Annotated in this window: 13 protein-coding genes; 7 read left to right on the plus strand and 6 right to left on the minus strand. The window is 62.5% G+C overall.

The window, feature by feature from the left end; translation table 11 throughout:
* Positions 1-12: 12 nt before the first annotated feature.
* Positions 13-768, minus strand: a complete 756-nt coding sequence (locus CDA09_RS11000; RefSeq protein WP_121428662.1) for a methyltransferase domain-containing protein — start codon at positions 766-768, stop codon at positions 13-15.
* A 63-nt stretch (positions 769-831) separates the two neighbouring features.
* On the opposite strand from CDA09_RS11000, the gene CDA09_RS23350 reads away from it, so the two are divergent.
* The gene (locus tag CDA09_RS23350) at positions 832-969 is read left to right on the plus strand and encodes a hypothetical protein (RefSeq protein ID WP_164844406.1); all 138 of its coding nucleotides are present in this window, start codon (positions 832-834) and stop codon (positions 967-969) included.
* Between the two features lie 187 nt (positions 970-1156).
* Here CDA09_RS23350 and CDA09_RS11005 read toward each other — a convergent pair whose 3' ends face one another.
* Together CDA09_RS11005 and CDA09_RS11010 are read right to left on the minus strand one after the other, a co-directional pair.
* Positions 1157-2479 carry an IS1182 family transposase gene (locus tag CDA09_RS11005; RefSeq protein WP_121427554.1) on the minus strand — a complete coding sequence of 441 codons (1323 nt, stop codon included), beginning with the start codon at positions 2477-2479 and terminating at the stop codon, positions 1157-1159.
* Between the two features lie 37 nt (positions 2480-2516).
* Positions 2517-3587 carry a helix-turn-helix domain-containing protein gene (locus tag CDA09_RS11010; protein WP_121428663.1) on the minus strand — a complete coding sequence of 357 codons (1071 nt, stop codon included), beginning with the start codon at positions 3585-3587 and terminating at the stop codon, positions 2517-2519.
* A gap of 670 nt (positions 3588-4257) precedes the next feature.
* Between CDA09_RS11010 and CDA09_RS11015 the strand changes: the two genes are divergently transcribed.
* Positions 4258-4857 (plus strand): hypothetical protein, encoded by a 600-nt coding sequence (locus CDA09_RS11015; protein ID WP_217351306.1) that lies wholly within the window; start codon positions 4258-4260, stop codon positions 4855-4857.
* 57 nt (positions 4858-4914) lie between these two features.
* Here the strand turns inward: CDA09_RS11015 and CDA09_RS11020 are convergent, their stop codons facing one another.
* Positions 4915-5976, minus strand: coding sequence for a GlxA family transcriptional regulator (locus CDA09_RS11020; RefSeq protein ID WP_121428664.1), 1062 nt, complete (start codon positions 5974-5976; stop codon positions 4915-4917).
* A gap of 239 nt (positions 5977-6215) precedes the next feature.
* On the opposite strand from CDA09_RS11020, the gene CDA09_RS11025 reads away from it, so the two are divergent.
* Positions 6216-7706 carry a trimethylamine methyltransferase family protein gene (locus CDA09_RS11025; protein ID WP_217351307.1) on the plus strand — a complete coding sequence of 497 codons (1491 nt, stop codon included), beginning with the start codon at positions 6216-6218 and terminating at the stop codon, positions 7704-7706.
* A 137-nt stretch (positions 7707-7843) separates the two neighbouring features.
* Here CDA09_RS11025 and CDA09_RS11030 read toward each other — a convergent pair whose 3' ends face one another.
* Entirely contained in the window at positions 7844-9034 is a 1191-nt protein-coding gene (locus tag CDA09_RS11030; protein WP_121428666.1) for a putative porin, read from the minus strand.
* 309 nt (positions 9035-9343) lie between these two features.
* Positions 9344-10324 carry a LysR substrate-binding domain-containing protein gene (locus CDA09_RS11035; protein WP_121428667.1) on the minus strand — a complete coding sequence of 327 codons (981 nt, stop codon included), beginning with the start codon at positions 10322-10324 and terminating at the stop codon, positions 9344-9346.
* 203 nt (positions 10325-10527) lie between these two features.
* Here CDA09_RS11035 and CDA09_RS11040 point away from each other — a divergent pair, with 203 nt between their 5' ends.
* From CDA09_RS11040 to proX, 4 genes are all read left to right on the plus strand, one after another.
* Entirely contained in the window at positions 10528-11739 is a 1212-nt protein-coding gene (locus tag CDA09_RS11040) for an aromatic ring-hydroxylating oxygenase subunit alpha (protein WP_121428668.1), read from the plus strand.
* A gap of 261 nt (positions 11740-12000) precedes the next feature.
* Positions 12001-13161, plus strand: coding sequence for a glycine betaine/L-proline ABC transporter ATP-binding protein ProV (proV, locus tag CDA09_RS11045; protein WP_121428669.1), 1161 nt, complete (start codon positions 12001-12003; stop codon positions 13159-13161).
* A gap of 37 nt (positions 13162-13198) precedes the next feature.
* Positions 13199-14161, plus strand: coding sequence for a glycine betaine/L-proline ABC transporter permease ProW (gene proW, locus CDA09_RS11050; RefSeq protein ID WP_121428670.1), 963 nt, complete (start codon positions 13199-13201; stop codon positions 14159-14161).
* 42 nt (positions 14162-14203) lie between these two features.
* Positions 14204-15226 (plus strand): glycine betaine/L-proline ABC transporter substrate-binding protein ProX, encoded by a 1023-nt coding sequence (gene proX / locus CDA09_RS11055; protein ID WP_121428671.1) that lies wholly within the window; start codon positions 14204-14206, stop codon positions 15224-15226.
* The last annotated feature ends 74 nt before the right edge of the window (positions 15227-15300 follow it).

A 15300-nucleotide genomic window follows, 5' to 3' on the forward strand; every position in this document is an offset into this window, starting at 1 on the left:
GCAAACAACCTGTTACCCGACGACCGGCTTGCGGAAAGTAAATACATGCGTACCCCCGCCCCATTCGTCGGCGCCGGTCGTCGCAAATACCCGACGATGGCGAAGCAGCTCAAACCCGGCAAGGCGGGCAAGGTCGGCGAAGCGACGAGGGAATGTCTTCCTCTCAATCTCATAGTCGAAGCCTGCCACCATCGCCTGTAGCTCCAGCCAGAAAAAACGCGTGTAGGCACCTATCGCGAGCCCTGGAGACTTTGCCAGCGTCGCTTTCTTCATGTTTGCATACAGTTCTCGGCATCGGCCGATCGCCGCCGGGCCCTGGCCTGATTCGGCCTCGACCAAAGCTAGCGCGAGCGCTTGCTGGAATGTGCGATACCACTCCCAATCTTCACCGTCAGTTTCCAAGACCTCGCATTCTCCGATCCAGGCCATTGCCGTCAGGATGTATGCGGCATGGTGGCGGACCAGAGCGAGGTTTCGCTCTTCCGGAGTGTGAAACTCGGGGATAAATTCGTCGGCTACAGACAGAATCCCCCCCGGTTTCAGAACCAGCATCGCCTTTTGCAGCATGAAGGCTGTGTTGAAATGGTGTGATGCGCCAACAGACGTAATCAGCGACGTTTCGCTTTCAGGAAGCTCCAGTTCAAGGAATCCAGTCTGATGCGCCGTAATGCCAGATACTCCTCGGATATTTTCTTGGAGACAGCTGAATGCAGTGTCATCTGGTTCTATCGCCGCGACTTGTAGCTGGGGCTGCAGTTCACGGAGCATCAGCAGCGGAACTCCCGGGCCGGTGCCAACGTCAATGGCTCGAATCGAGTCCCGGCCCGCAGTATGGGCTTCAATATCTTCCGCCAGCGCCACTACCTGGCGAGCGTATGCGGGGTGCAGCAGCTCGAAAGCATCATAGTGCTCAACGTCAATACGGCTAGAGAACGACTGGTCATCGGCGACGCGCTTGGGCTGGCGTGACTTCAGCGAGAGATGACTGAGTTGGCTAGGAGTCTGCGCGGCAGAACTCCAGAGAGTGGGGTTTTAGCAGAAGGATCGGCGAAGCGAGAGGTGCGGGAAGAGACTGCGGCCGTGGTTGAATTGCTTCGCGACGGTGCTGCGCCCGTGCCGGACGGGAACGGGGACAGATTTGCGCCCCTTTTTCCCGTTATGCCGTCCTCAGTGTGCTCATCCTGCGCAGGTTCAGGGCCATACAGACGAGCTTCCACTCCGCTTTGACGCGCTCCAGGCCCCGCAGGCTGAACTGCCGGAATCCCAATACGTTCTTGATCCAGCCGTTGGGCGGTTCGGCGATCCATTTCCGTTTTCGGTAAGCCGTCTTGCCCGCCTCGCTATCGAGCTTGTCGGCCATCTGCGCGGTGTGCGGACTGCGTTCACGGTCGAAACCGAGTCGGCGCTTGCCTTCCCGGCCCAGCGCCACCACCAGTTCGGTCCCGCAGCCGTCGAGCTCCCGGAACGTCTGCTCCGAGCGGTAGCCGGTGTCGGCCAGCGCCTGGCGCGGGCGCTGCGCGAGGGTGTCGCGCACGACCTGCAACATCCCCGGCAGTAGCCCGGCGTCGCTGGCGTTGTTGGTCAGTTCGGCCGCCACGATGATGTGGGCGGTCTCGTCGACCGCCGTCTGGGCGTTGTAGCCCGGATCGAACCCGCCGCCGGCGCGCTTCATGATGCGGCTGTCTGGATCCGTGAAGTTCTCCTGTGCCTTGTCCTCGGGCACCCCGAAGTCGCGCTTGTAGCGCCCACCCTTCGGTTTGCCGTCACCGCCGCGCGGACGGCGGTCGTCATCGTCGCTGCGCCCGCGCGCCTGATCGGCCTCGCGCTGGCGCTGCTCGAGCCGCGCCCGGGCTTCGGCAATCGCCGTCAGCCGCGCCTCGCGCCGCGCGATCTCGGCCGGCACATCCAGCTCGGGCTCGTTCCTCTCGGCGTCGTCGGCGGCCTTGGCCCGATTGAGCAGCGCCTCGATCTGCCGTTTCAATTCGGCCTCCGCCTTCACCATGTGGCCGTAACTCATCGCCTTGTGGCGGCTGGCGTTCGCCTTGACCTTGGTGCCGTCGATGGCCACCGTCCCGAGCTTCACCAGCCCCATCTCGCGAGCCAGTCGCACCACCTGCACGAACAACTCGCTCAGCTCCTTCAAGTGGACAGCGCGAAAGTCGCTGAGCGTGCGGTGGGCCGGGAAGTTGCCTGCCGCCAGCACCCGGAACGCCACATCCTCGTGCAGCTTGCGCGCGATCTTGCGCGAGCTGAACACGCCCGTGGCGTACGCATACAGCAGCACCTTGACCATCATGGCCGGATGAAACGGCTGGTTGCGCGGTCCGCCCCCGGCATACCGGGTGTGGAACGCGCTCAGGTCCAATCCGTCGACCGCGTCGCTAATGAAGTACGCCAGGTGGCCTTCGGGTAGCCACTCCTGCAGCGCCTGGGGCAGCAGCATCTGCTGCTGCGGGCAATAGGGCAGATAGCTCGTCATCTCGACAGTCTACCGGCCCCGACACGCCAGGGAGGGCTTACCTCACCGACGCTTGGCTTCTGCCGCGCAGACTCCTAGGGAGTGCTAACAGTCCCCGCTGGATTAGCACTTCCGAGGCAAGAGCGCTCAGGGTCCATGAAGAGCTGATCACTGCGCGCTTCGCTTGCCCCATTTCTCCATCCGATAGGGGTAAGAAAGGGGATTCGGCGAGGCGCGCAAGAGCACGTGCGGCCGACAACTCAGGTGACGCCGCGGAAAGCGCGGAGCTGGCTGGGTGTGAGAATGCGGCCGCAAAGCGTAACGGCAGGACAGCTAGGTACGCCCCTTGGCGATCCGCGTCCACGAGGCTAAGCAATGGCCAGGAGAACGGACGCGAACCGCCATCGAACAGTTGTTTCCGGAGTTCATTTCTTGCCGCCTTTGCAGCAAGCTTGCATCCGCGGAATCGGACCAAACGGGCGTCTACACCGTTCGATACCTCGATGAGCAGTCGATCCAGCGCCGAGCGCACACCGTCCCAGCCATTCGCGGTCGAAGGCCAGTCTAGGTGAATCACCGATCTGCCGCCGGTAGTCCCTCTCGGAGGGTATTCGATGAACACCAGCGCCTTGGTCCCACGGTCGGTCGCCCCATACACATGGGGCACATCGGCCGCGAAAGCGCAGGATTCGCCAGCTCGAACGAGTTTCGGACGTTCCGGGTCGCCGACAAGCATCGCCCCGCTCAGTACGGTGACGCGTTCGCAAACTCCTGCAGGGTGCGGGGCCGACTCCTGCCGGTAGCCTGCCTTCAGTTCAACGGAATATACTTCAATCTCAGGCTCGCCGTCTGATCGTTCGATAAGCCGAACAATGGAGCCTTCGCCCGCAAGCTCCGCCGCCAGCGAATTTTCGCCAACGTCGGCACCGCTGACCAGCAGACCGAACGGGACATCCAGCGCATTCGCGATGGCCCAAAGTGTCTCGACGGTCGGATTGCCCTCGCCCGACTCGAGGGTGGAGAGGGTTGATTTGGCGATGCCACAGCGCTCTGCCAATCCCGTCAGGGTCAGTCCCCGCTGTTCCCGGGCCTTTAGTAAATTCCCGGCTAGAATGCTCATAGTGTTCATGCTCTATGTGCTTGTTCGGCAAAATGAACAAGCGTAGATTACAGCGAACGACCTGCGCCGGTCAAGCACAATGCATAACGTAGTCACCTATCGTGGAAACGCCCTGCTTAATATCCTCCTTCCTGAGTTTTCCGTTTCGCGTGTCGTTTTCAGGAGGCGACTGCACCAGTTCATCGGGTTGCCCGCCATGAGTGCAGAGGACTTCTGATCGGGGCTGGTCAGTAGGCCGCCGCACCGAGCATGCGAGCCGACCAGAACCGCCTCGCACCAAAGCTTAGGTCTTGTCCGGAAAACGATCATTAGGCAGCCAAGCCGGACATCGTCCGTCTATGTACTTACACAACGAGTATCCGGACAATAAGGGCAGGCGCACTTCGATTTCCGCGCTGCGGGAGGACGCGTCCGCGCCATGGGGCAACGCGATGAACTGGCCCCGCGCATCGACCGACTTCGACTTTGCCCGCGACGCTGGCTCGACGCCGGTCTCGGCGCGTACCGCACTATCGACTGCATATCCATGCGAACGTCGATCAAGGCCGGCGAGCAAGAAGACCAGGCCATGCGTTCAGAATAAAACTCCCCGGGGCTTTTTATTCCCAAGGCAGCGATGAGCTGTCGTTGAGGATCATGCAGGGAGTCCCCATCAATTCTTGAGTGAGAGGAATGCGCCATGGACACGCGTTGGATTGCGAGCAGCTCTGTGCTGATCATGGTGGGTTTGTCCTGGATGCCCGCGGGCGTTGCCCGCGACACGTCCATGTCTTCGGGCGAACCCGGCGTCAAGGCGGCGTCTGCAGACGACAGGAAGATGATCAAGAGTGCCATGTCGGCGGCACCGAGAAAAGTTGCCGCCGGAGCGACCATTGTCGCCATGGGTGCCGACGGCAAGATGAGAACCCTGCGCGAAGGTAAGAACGGGTTCACCTGTATGCCCGACAACCCGGTGACGCCGGGACCGGATCCAATGTGCATGGATCGCGCCGGGGTGGAGTGGGCCATGGCATGGATTGAACACAAGACCCCGGCGGCCGGCAGCGTCGGCTTCATGTACATGTTGGCCGGGGGAACCGACGCCAGCAACACCGACCCCTATGCGGCCAAACCGGATGCGGGCAACCACTGGATAAAGACCGGGCCGCACGTGATGATCATGGGCGCCGACCAGTCTTTCTACGACATGTATCCGAAGGGCGCCACCCCCGATACATCAGCGCCATATGTGATGTGGGCGGGAACGCCCTATCAGCACTTGACGATCCCTTTGAAGTAGGATAATCGGATCATTGATGCAGTATCGCCCTCCCGGTAATCCGCAGCTGGAAGCGGATCAGCCGCGGCGGTGTCGCGCGCTGACCTGGGAGGGCGAGACGCCGAAGAACTCGCGGTAGCAGCGGCTGAAGTGGGGCGCGCTGGTGAAGCCGCAGGCGATCGCGATGCTGGTGATGGGCTCGTTGGTCTGCTGCAGCAGGCGGCGCGCGCGGGTGAGGCGGGTTTCGAGGTAATAGCGCGAAGGCGTCGTGTCGAGGTGGCGCTGGAAGAGGCGATCGATCCGGCGCCGCGATACCCGTGCGCGCAGGGCGAGATCCTCGATGCTCAAGGGCTCCTCGATATTGTTCTTCATCAGTTGCAGGATGGTCTGGAGCGCGTCCGGGAAGGTGGGGTCGTCCACCAGCGTCGGCATCGGGCTGTCGGGAAGGTCGTCCAGCGTCCGGTCGCAGGCGAGGATCTCCTCGATGCCGCGCACCATCTCGTCGCCGTGGTGGTGCCGGATCACCGCGAGCATCATTCCCAACGCGCTGTTGGCTCCCGCCGACGAGATACGGTCCCGGTCGATGACGAAGGGATTGGGCAGAAGCCGGACCTGGGGGCGCAACTCCTCGAGTCCCGCACGGCTGTCCGGATGCACGGTGCAGGTGTAGCCATCCAGCAGGCCGGCGTGCGCGAGCAGGTAGCTGCCGTTCCACAGGCTGCCCAGGATGGCCTGCCGGCGCGCCACCTCGCGCAGCTTGTCGACGACCGGACGCCGGGGTTCGAGGTTCGAGCGGAACCCGCCGCAGATGATCAGGATGTCGAGATCCTTCGCGTCCAGCGCGGGCAACTCCGCGTCGACCGAAATGTTGATGCCCAGGTCGCTGCGCACCGTCGGCCCTTCCAGGCTGTACGTTTCAAAGCGGTAGAGCGGCTGGCGACTGACCAGGTTGGCGGTGACGAGCGCATCGACCGCCCCGGTGAAGGCCATCATCGAGAAATGTTCGAGCAGCACGAAGCCGATCCGGCGGCAGATCGGCGGATGAGCCTCACGGGGCGATCCGCCCTGTACATAGGCCTGGTTGCTGTGCCGCATGCGGCTGTCGAAGCTGCGCGACGCCTGCCGCACGTTGTCACCCATTCATCGTCTCCGGATCTCGATTCTTATTGAATTGCGGACGTGGAGAGAGGAGGCGGCCTGTTTCGCCAGGCCGCCGGCGCCGTGTCGCACCGGGGCACGATCGGTTCGCAGCCGTCGGTGCCAGCGCAGGGGAGAGCTCTTACCCTTCCACGTACCACCTTCCGGAGCATACACCGATGATCGAAAATCCGACCCGACCCATTCGTAGCGGTGGACGCGAGGCGCGGCGCGCAATGCGCATGGCCCCCCGCTCCTCGATGCTGCCTGCATTGGAGCGCAATCTGCCGTATTGCGAGCCGATGGACCCCGACCAGATTGCGCGGATCGACAACGCCTCGATGGCGATCCTTGAAGACGTCGGCGTCGTCTTCCGCGACGAGATTGCCCTCGAGGACTGGCGCAAGGCCGGCGCGGACGTGCGCGGCGAGCGCGTGCACCTGGACCGCGGCCTGGTGCGCGAACTGATTTCGACGATTCCGTCGACCTGGACCTACCGCGCGCGCAATATCGAAAGAAGTCTCCCCTTCGGCGGCAAGCATTCGATCTTCGTGCCGATGACCGGCGCGCCCTTCCTGCGCGATCTCGACGACGTGCGGCGGCTGCCGACGCTTGCCGACCTCAACATGTTCCACAAGCTCGCGCACCTGTCGCCGGCCCTGCATTCGACCGCGCACGTCATCGTCGAGCCGATGGACGTGAAGGTCAGCCATCGCCATCTCCACATCACGTACTCGTCGATGAAACACTCCGACAAGACCTTCATGGGGATGACCACCTCCGGCAGGAATGCCGAGGACGTGCTGGCGATGTGCGACATCCTCTTCGGCGCCGACGTGCTCGAGGAGACCCCGGTCGTGACGGGCAACTGCAACGGGAATTCGCCGCTGGTGTGGGACGAGACGATGCTGTCGGCGATGCGTGCCTTCTGCAAGCGCAAGCAGCCCGTGCTGTGTTCGCCCTTCGTGCTCGGCGGCGCGAACACGCCGGCGTCGGTCGCGCCCGCCGTCGCCCAGCTCAACGCCGAGGCCCTGTCGGGCCTCGCCTACACGCAGGTGATCCGCACGGGCGCACCGGCGGTGTACGGTCATTACCTCTCCACGGTGTCGATGAAGTCGGGCGCGCCGATGGCCGGCACGCCGGAGATCAGCCTGATGAACTACATGATCGGGCAGATGGCGCGCTTCTATGACGTTCCCTGGCGCAGCTCCAATACGCTCGGCGGGGCGAAGACCTTCGACGCCCAGGCGGGCTACGAGAGCGCGATGACCATGAATTCGGTTCTCCACGCCGGCACCAATTACATCTGGCATTCGGCCGGCTGGAACGAGGCCGGGATGCATTGCTCGGTGGCGAAGTTCGTCGTCGATGCCGAGATGTGCGCCATGGGCTATCGCATGGCCGAAGGGGTGCGCTGGGACGATTTCGACGAGGCCATGCAGGCGGTCCGCGATGTCGGCCCCGGCGGCCACTATCTCGGCCACGCGCACACGCTGGCGAATTTCGAACGCGCCTTTTTCATGCCGAAATTGTTCGATAACAATTCGATCGAGCAATGGCAGGCGGACGGCTCGCAGGAGATCACCGCGCGCGCGCTCGAATACGCCAGGAAAATCCTGGGCGAATACGAGGAACCGAAACTCGACGAAGCCACGGACGAAGCCTTGCGCGATTTCATCGCTCGGCGCGAACGGGAAATCCCCGCCGCCGATGCCGTCAATACCGAATACTGATCCCTTCTTCCTCCTCTCCGGATTGGCCGCTGCAATTGCAGCGGTTCTTTTTGGCTTCCGATTCTCGAGCGGGCGCAAAAAAATATCGCCCCGGCATCCCTTCGGACCCGGGGCGCACTTGCAGGTCGAACTGCGGATCAGAAGTAGTAGCCGATATTCGCGTAGAACGCCTTCTTCCACTTGTCCTCGCCGCCGGCCGCGGCACCGTTCACGAAATCGCCGGTGTAGGGATCGTTCTTGCCCCAGCGCAACTCGGTGTAGATGAACAGGGGGCCCGCGGTGAAGTGGGCGCCGAGGTTGACGCGTTGGGAGTCCTTGAAGGTGGACTTGTCCTTCGCGACGACGCTGTAGTTCAGGTAGGGCGTGATGTTGCTGACGGGGCCGAAGGTCCAGGGTAGGGCGTAGTTCACCTCGGCGGAATAGAAGTCGGCTTTCGACGCCACGTTGAAGGAGCCGTCATAGGCGCCGAAGGTCACGGTGTCGTTCCCCGTTGCCGACGGATTGCGTGGCGACATGTCCTGGCGGCCGAGTTCGGCGAGTATGCCGAGTGCGCCGAACTTGCCACCGTAGTGCAGCGCGTAGGCCTTGCGCGTGCCGTCGCCACCGGTGTCGTCGTTGTGCAGGGTCGAGCGCAGCGCGGAGACACCCACCTCGGAACTCGACTCGGCGCCATGCTCGAAGGTGTATGCCACCCGGCCGACGAACAGGTTGCGCTCCTTGTTGTTGCTGCCGCCGGTCACGTAGCTGTCGGCTTTCACGACGTTCACGGAGTAGCGGTTCGAGTCGCGCGACGTGCCGGCCCAGTTGCCGCCGTCCTGGGGGTAGAAGCCGAGTTGCACGTCGAGCGCGCCGAACTTTTGCTGAATCTTGGCCCCCAGGTCGTGTACGTCTTCGATGCCGATGACGTTGACGAGGCTCTGGTAGAAAGTGCTGCTGACATAAGGCAGGAGGCCGAAGGGCACCTGGTTGATACCCGCGACGACGCGGGTGTCCTGGTTGAGCTTGTAGCCCACCCAGGCCCACGCGGGGAAATTGATGCGGCCGACATCCTTCGTGTAATCGTACGGGAAGGCGCTGCCGTAGAAGCGGTACTGCGCCGACCCGAAAAAGGTGGACGAGTCGTAATTGACGTCGATCCGGAAGGTGTCGAAGCTCAGCTTGCTGACTTTGTCGCCGTAATCGCGATAGTCGTAGCGCGCGCGCAGCGCACCGCCGATCTTGAGTTGGCCGTCGCCTTCGTCGGCGTGTGCGGGCGCGTAGGCCGATGCGATCAAGAGCCCCGCAAGTGCAGCGGGGAGCGCCGCCCTGCGGAACGGTGAGTGGCTCATTTTATTGTCTCCTTGTGGACTGGTGCGGGTGTGGACATGCAGGGGATGGCAAAAACAGCCCGCAGCGGGCCGCGAACGCGGCGACGCGCGGATATCCGCTCTTTGGCGGTTAATTGCAACAAATCTTAGAATTTGGCTGCAGCGGAGAATGTGGCGCAGCGGACTTCAAATGTCCTGATTTGGACGTGCCAAGGACACCGCTGCGCGGGCGATCAATCCGGCGATTTGGAGGGTGAGCGCCGAATGGGGCCGAGTCGGATCGGCGGGCGAGGGCGTCGAAGTCGGCGAGGGCTCGCCGACGGGAAGGAATCAGACGTTCGCCTGAATGCCGCTTTGATCCAGGAACCAGTCCCGGAAGCGGATCATGGCGCAATCGTCCGCCTTGTCCTCGCGGTAGGACAGGTAATGGTGAGTCTCTTCCAGCACCACTTCCTCTTCGACCGGCCTGACCAGCAGCCCCCGTTCGACCAGCGGTCCGACCAGATGATCCCAGCCGAGGGCGACCCCCTGGTCATTGAGCACCATCTGAACGAGGAGGTTGTAATCGTTGGCGTTGAAGTAGTGGGGACCGCGGCGCACGCGGTCTTCCATGTCGAGGTGGTGAATGGCGAACCAGATCCCCCAATCGACGTGCTCGGCGACCTGCGAGCGCCCGTAGGGGCTCAGGTTGAGCAGTACGCCATCCCTCAGCCCCTCCAGGGTCCGGATGTCCGGATGCGCCTCAAGATAGCGCGGCGTGCATACCGGATAGATGCGGTCATGGAACAGCGGCACGCTGATGTAGCCCGGCCTTACGCGTGACATCTTCGTGATGAAAATATCGGGATGGATGCCCGGTTCCATCGAGAGAAAATTCTGGGTGGTGACCAGATTGAGATCGGTGTCCGGGTTCGCGCTGAAGAAGCTCGGCAGGCGATGCGCCATCCACAGCGCCGAGAAAGCCGGCGAACAGCACAGGGTCAGGCTGCGCCGCGGCCGCGCAGCCCGGCCCTCGTCTTCGCGGATCCGGTCCGCCGCTTGCGCGATGTTGATGAACGACAATTGCGCGGCGTCGAAAAAGAGGGACCCGGCGGTGGTGAGTTCGACCGAACGCCCGACGCGCTTGAAGAGGGCTGTGCCGAGGTGATCCTCGAGTTCGCGGATCTGGCGGCTGACGGCCGCCTGAGTCACGCAGAGCGTCTCCGCGGCCCGGGTGAAGCTCTGGTATCGCGCGGCGGCAACGAAACACTTCACTGCCCGCAGCGAGGGCATCTTGAGGAGTGTCTGATCGGGGTCGGCAGGCTTACTCATAACTCAAGGTTATCAGTTTTTTTCAGAAAAAGTCGATTGTGCCTTCAGGCGCGGCGTAACTAGACTTCGACCAATACAAAAACAAGCAGCAGGACCGAAATCAACGCAATCGGATCGCTCTGCGAGCAGTCGGATTCCGGCTGATACCCCGGCCGGAACTGACAAAGTCAGGGCGAACCGCCCCACAGGAGGAGTTGTCAAAAGTGAGCAATCAAACCAAGACCATCGCTTTTCTGCAGCAGCGCAAGGCGCGTCATGGCCTTCCGGGCGAGCTTTACAGCGATGCGGATGCATATCGCGAAGACCTGGCCCAGATTTGGCACAAGGAATGGATCTTTGCGGGGCACGCATTCGAGATCGAAAAGCCGGGGCAATATATCACCCTTCAGATCGGGGATTATCCGATCGCCGTAGTGCGGGGGGCAGACGGCGAAATTCGCGCCTTCCATAACGCCTGCCGTCATCGCGGATCCAGGGTTTGCGGCGAGGCGCGCGGCAAGGCGGCCAAACTGGTTTGCCCGTACCACAAATGGACGTTCGACCTGGATGGCAAATTGCTGTTTGCCGGAAACATGGGCAGCAATTTCGATAAACAGCAGTACGGCTTGAAGCCCGCGCATTGTGCGGTCGTGGAAAGCTACATTTATGTTTGCGTAGCGGAAACGGCTCCCGATTTCGAGAACTTCCGCAAGGCCGTCACGCCCTTTATTGCTCCTCACGGCCTGGATAACTGCAAGATCGCACACGAGGTCAGCATCGTCGAGAAGGGCAACTGGAAGCTGGTGTTCGAAAACAATCGCGAGTGCTATCACTGCGAGGGGTCCCACCCGGAATTACTGAATTCCTACGTCGAGAACCTCTCGGTGGCTGGCATCGCAAGCGGGGAGGAGCCCGAGCTTGCCGCTTTCTGGGACCGTTGCGAAGCGGGAGGCCTTCCGAGCCGGCTCGTGATGGCCGAGAACGGCCAGTTCCGCATGACCCGCATTCCGCTTGCGCCGAATGCCGCCAGTTACACGATGGATGGAAGGCCGGCGGTGTCGCGCCGCCTCGATCGGAGTGGCGTGGAGAACATCGGCGCGCTGCTCTATTTCAACTACCCCTCGACCTGGAACCATTTCCTCGGCGATCACGCGTTGAGCTTTCGCGTCCTGCCGATGGGCCCGAACGAAACCCTGCTGACCACCAAGTGGCTGGTGCACAAGGATGCCGAGGCGGGGGTCGATTACGACATCGACCACCTGACCCGCGTGTGGAAAGCGACGAACGACCAGGACCGCAGGCTCGTCGAGGGGACGCAGGCGGGCGTGAGCTCTCCCGCTTACGTACCGGGCCCCTATTCGGACACCGCCGAGAACGGTCCCTGCCAGTTCGACGACTGGTATTGCGACACGATGCGCCGCAAGCTGAACGTTTGATCCTTCCCGCGGGGCCTGTGGTTGTCGGCCCCTTCGGCGGATGCCAGAGGACGCCCGTCGCAGTTTTCCGGATCAGTTCGGATCGCGCGTGCATCGGTTGCCAGTAGGCATAAGGCGTTCTGATCGATTGATTACCGTGGGTTATCGAATACCCGAAGAATACATCGTTGGACGTAGCCCCCCGGGGCCTATAACTTATAGGCAGACAAGAGGAGACGCTTCGGCGAATCTTTCCGGATATAAAAGGAGACGAGGTGGCAAATGGATAGGGACGACGACATCCTTGTGGTGAAGAACATCTTCAAGGTCTTCGGCGACCGGCCACAGGAGGCGCTGAAGATGCTGGAGAAAGGTGCCGACAAGGACGAAATTTTCAAGAAGACGGGGCAGGTGATCGGTGTTTTCGATGCCACTTTCTCCGTCAAGCGGGGCGAGATTTTCGTCATCATGGGCCTTTCCGGATCGGGCAAGTCGACGATGGTGCGGCTGTTCAATCGCCTGATCGAACCGACCTCGGGCAGCATCTATCTCAACGGCAAGGAAATCACCGGGCTCAATGACAAGCAGCTGCTCGATGTGCGGCGCAAGGAAATGAGTATGGTGTTCCAGTCCTTCGCGCTGATGCCGCACATGACGGTGCTGGAAAACGCCGCGTTCGGCCTCGAGATCTCGGGCGTCGGCGAGAAGGAGCGCAATCGCCGGGCGCGCGAAGCACTGGCGCAGGTCGGGCTGGCGGCGCACGAATACAGCTACCCCCATCAGCTGTCGGGCGGCATGCAGCAGCGCGTGGGACTGGCGCGCGCGCTGGCCAACGACCCCAGCATCCTGCTGATGGACGAAGCGTTCTCGGCCCTCGATCCGTTGATCCGTACCGAGATGCAGGACGAGTTGATCCGCCTCCAGGCCGAGCACCAGCGCACCATCATCTTCATCTCTCACGACCTCGACGAAGCGATCCGCATCGGACACCGGATCGCGATCATGGAGGGCGGGCGCATCGTCCAGGTCGGTACGCCGCAGGAAATCCTCAACAACCCGGCCGATGCCTACGTGGAGAACTTCTTCAGGAACGTCGATTCGTCAAAGGTTCTCAGGGCGGGCGACGTGGCGCGCTTCGAAGCGGAGAGCGTGGTCCGGCAGACGAACGGCGCGACGCCCGGGGCGCCGGCGATTCCCTATGCGTTCATCGTCGACAACGACGGGCGCTTCCTGGGTCTTCTCGACAATTGCGCGGGCAGCGGCGACGGGCCGCGCAAGCTGGCGCCGAAGGATCTGAGCGTCGCCTCATTCGATACGCCGTTGCACGATGTCCTGGGACTCGTTGCATCCGTGCCGTATCCGCTCCCCGTCGTGACGCGGGAAGGAGCCTTGCACGGCACGATCTCCAAGGAGTCGCTGCTGAAATCGCTCAGCCGTCACTGAGCCGTCGGTAAATCACTACAGATAGCAGGCAGGCAAGATGTCGGAATTTAATCTACTTGATCCGTTCCAGACCCTCCAGATCCCTCTCGGCGATTGGGTGGAGGCGAGTCTGAATTACGTCGTCCAGAATTTCCGTGACGTGTTTCGAGCGGTACGCTGGCCCATCGACCAGGTGCTGAACGGCATGGAAGGTTTGCTCCAGTCGGTGCCCCCCACCATCGGCATCCTCCTGGGGTCCCTGCTCGGCTGGCAGATCGCCGGACGGCGCATGGGCATCCTCTGTGCGGTCACCCTCTTTTTCCTGGGCCTGATCGGCGTGTGGTCGGAATCCATGACCACCTTGGCGCTGGTGCTGACCTCCGTTTTTTTCTGCGGGTTGTTCGGCGTGCCGCTGGGCATCCTGTGCGCGCGCTATGAACGGTTGGAAAAATTCATCCGGCCGGTGCTTGATGCGATGCAGACGCTGCCGGCCTTCGTCTACCTGGTGCCGGTCGTGATGCTTTTCGGCATCGGCGACGTGCCGGGTGTGCTGGTGACGATCGTGTTCGCGCTGCCGCCGCTGGTACGGCTGACCAACCTCGGCATCCGCCAGGTTCCCGTCGACAAGATCGAGGCGGCGCGCGCCTTCGGCTGCACGCCGTGGCAGATGCTGACCCGGGTGCAATTGCCGCTGGCCACGCAGACGATGATGGCGGGCCTGAACCAGACCCTGATGCTGTCGTTGTCGATGGTGGTGATCGCCTCGATGATTTCGGTCGGTGGCCTCGGGCAGATGGTGCTGCGCGGTATCGGCCGCCTGGACATGGGCCTGGCCACCGTCGGCGGCGTCGGCCTGGTGCTGCTGGCGATCTTCCTCGACCGCCTCACGCAGGCAATGGGCGAGCGCGGCGGATCCGACGACAGGATGCTGCGCTGGTACCAGAAGGGCCCCGTCGGCCTCGGCTTGCGGCTCATCCGCCCGAACCACGCCAAACCCGGCCCCGTCCGGCACGCGCTGTAATTCACTCCCGCTGCACAACCAAAAAAGAGAGGTTAGGAGACTATGTTGTTCGATGCCGGTAACCTGATTCAGAAGTTGGCTCGTGCCCTGACGGTCGCAGCCGTCACCTTGTTGCCGCTCCATGCGATGGCGGCCACGCCCGACAAGCCGGGGCAGGGCAAGAGCGTCACGCCGATCTTCCCGCCGATCGCGGAGGAGCGTTTCCGCGGCGAGGTCGCCATGATCGGCCTGCGGGAACTCGGCTACACGGTGAAGGACCCCAAGGAAACCGAATATCCGACGATGATGGTGGCCCTGTCGCAGGGTGACGCGGACTTCACCGTCCACCTGTGGGAAAAGCTGCACGACAAGTTTTACCAGAAGGTCGGCGGCGACAGCACCCTGGTTAAAGTGGGGAACGTGATCCCCGGTGTGGTGCAGGGCTACCTGATCGACAAGAAGACCGCCGACGCCTACGGCATCAAGTCCCTTGCCGACCTGAAGGATCCGAAAATCGCCAAGCTGTTCGACACCAACGGTGACGGCAAGGCGGATCTGACCGGCTGCAACCCCGGCTGGGGTTGCGAACTGGTGATCGACCATCACCTGAAGGCCTACGGGCTGGAACGCACGGTGAGCCACAACCGCGGTTCCTACTTCGCCCTGATGGCCGACACCATCACCCGTTACAAACAGGGACAGCCGATCCTCTACTTCACCTGGGCGCCGCAGTGGATTTCGGGCGTGCTGGTCCCGGGCAAGGACGTGGTGTGGCTCGAGGTGCCGCGCACGGACCTGCCGGGCGGGGATAACAGCGTCAACACGATGGTGGATGGCAAGAACCTCGGCTTTGCGGTCGACACCATCAAGGCTGTCCTCAACAAGGATTTCGCCAGGAAGAACCCCCCCGCCCGCGAGTTCCTCGCACATGTGCAGATCAGTGCCGCCGACGAAAGTGCGCAGAACCTCAAGATGCTGAACGGCGAGAAGACCGCCGATGACGTTCGCCGCCATGCGGCCGATTGGGTGAAGCAGCACCGCGCTCAATTCGACGAGTGGCTGGCCCTGGCGCGCGCCGCCAAGTAAGCAATCCCTATCCCCAGTGGCGTGTAGGGGTGCCCGCGTCGCGGGCACCTCCGGCCCTTCGCATGCCCATTTTT

Source organism: Azoarcus sp. DN11 (genome assembly GCF_003628555.1).
Lineage (GTDB): Bacteria > Pseudomonadota > Gammaproteobacteria > Burkholderiales > Rhodocyclaceae > Aromatoleum.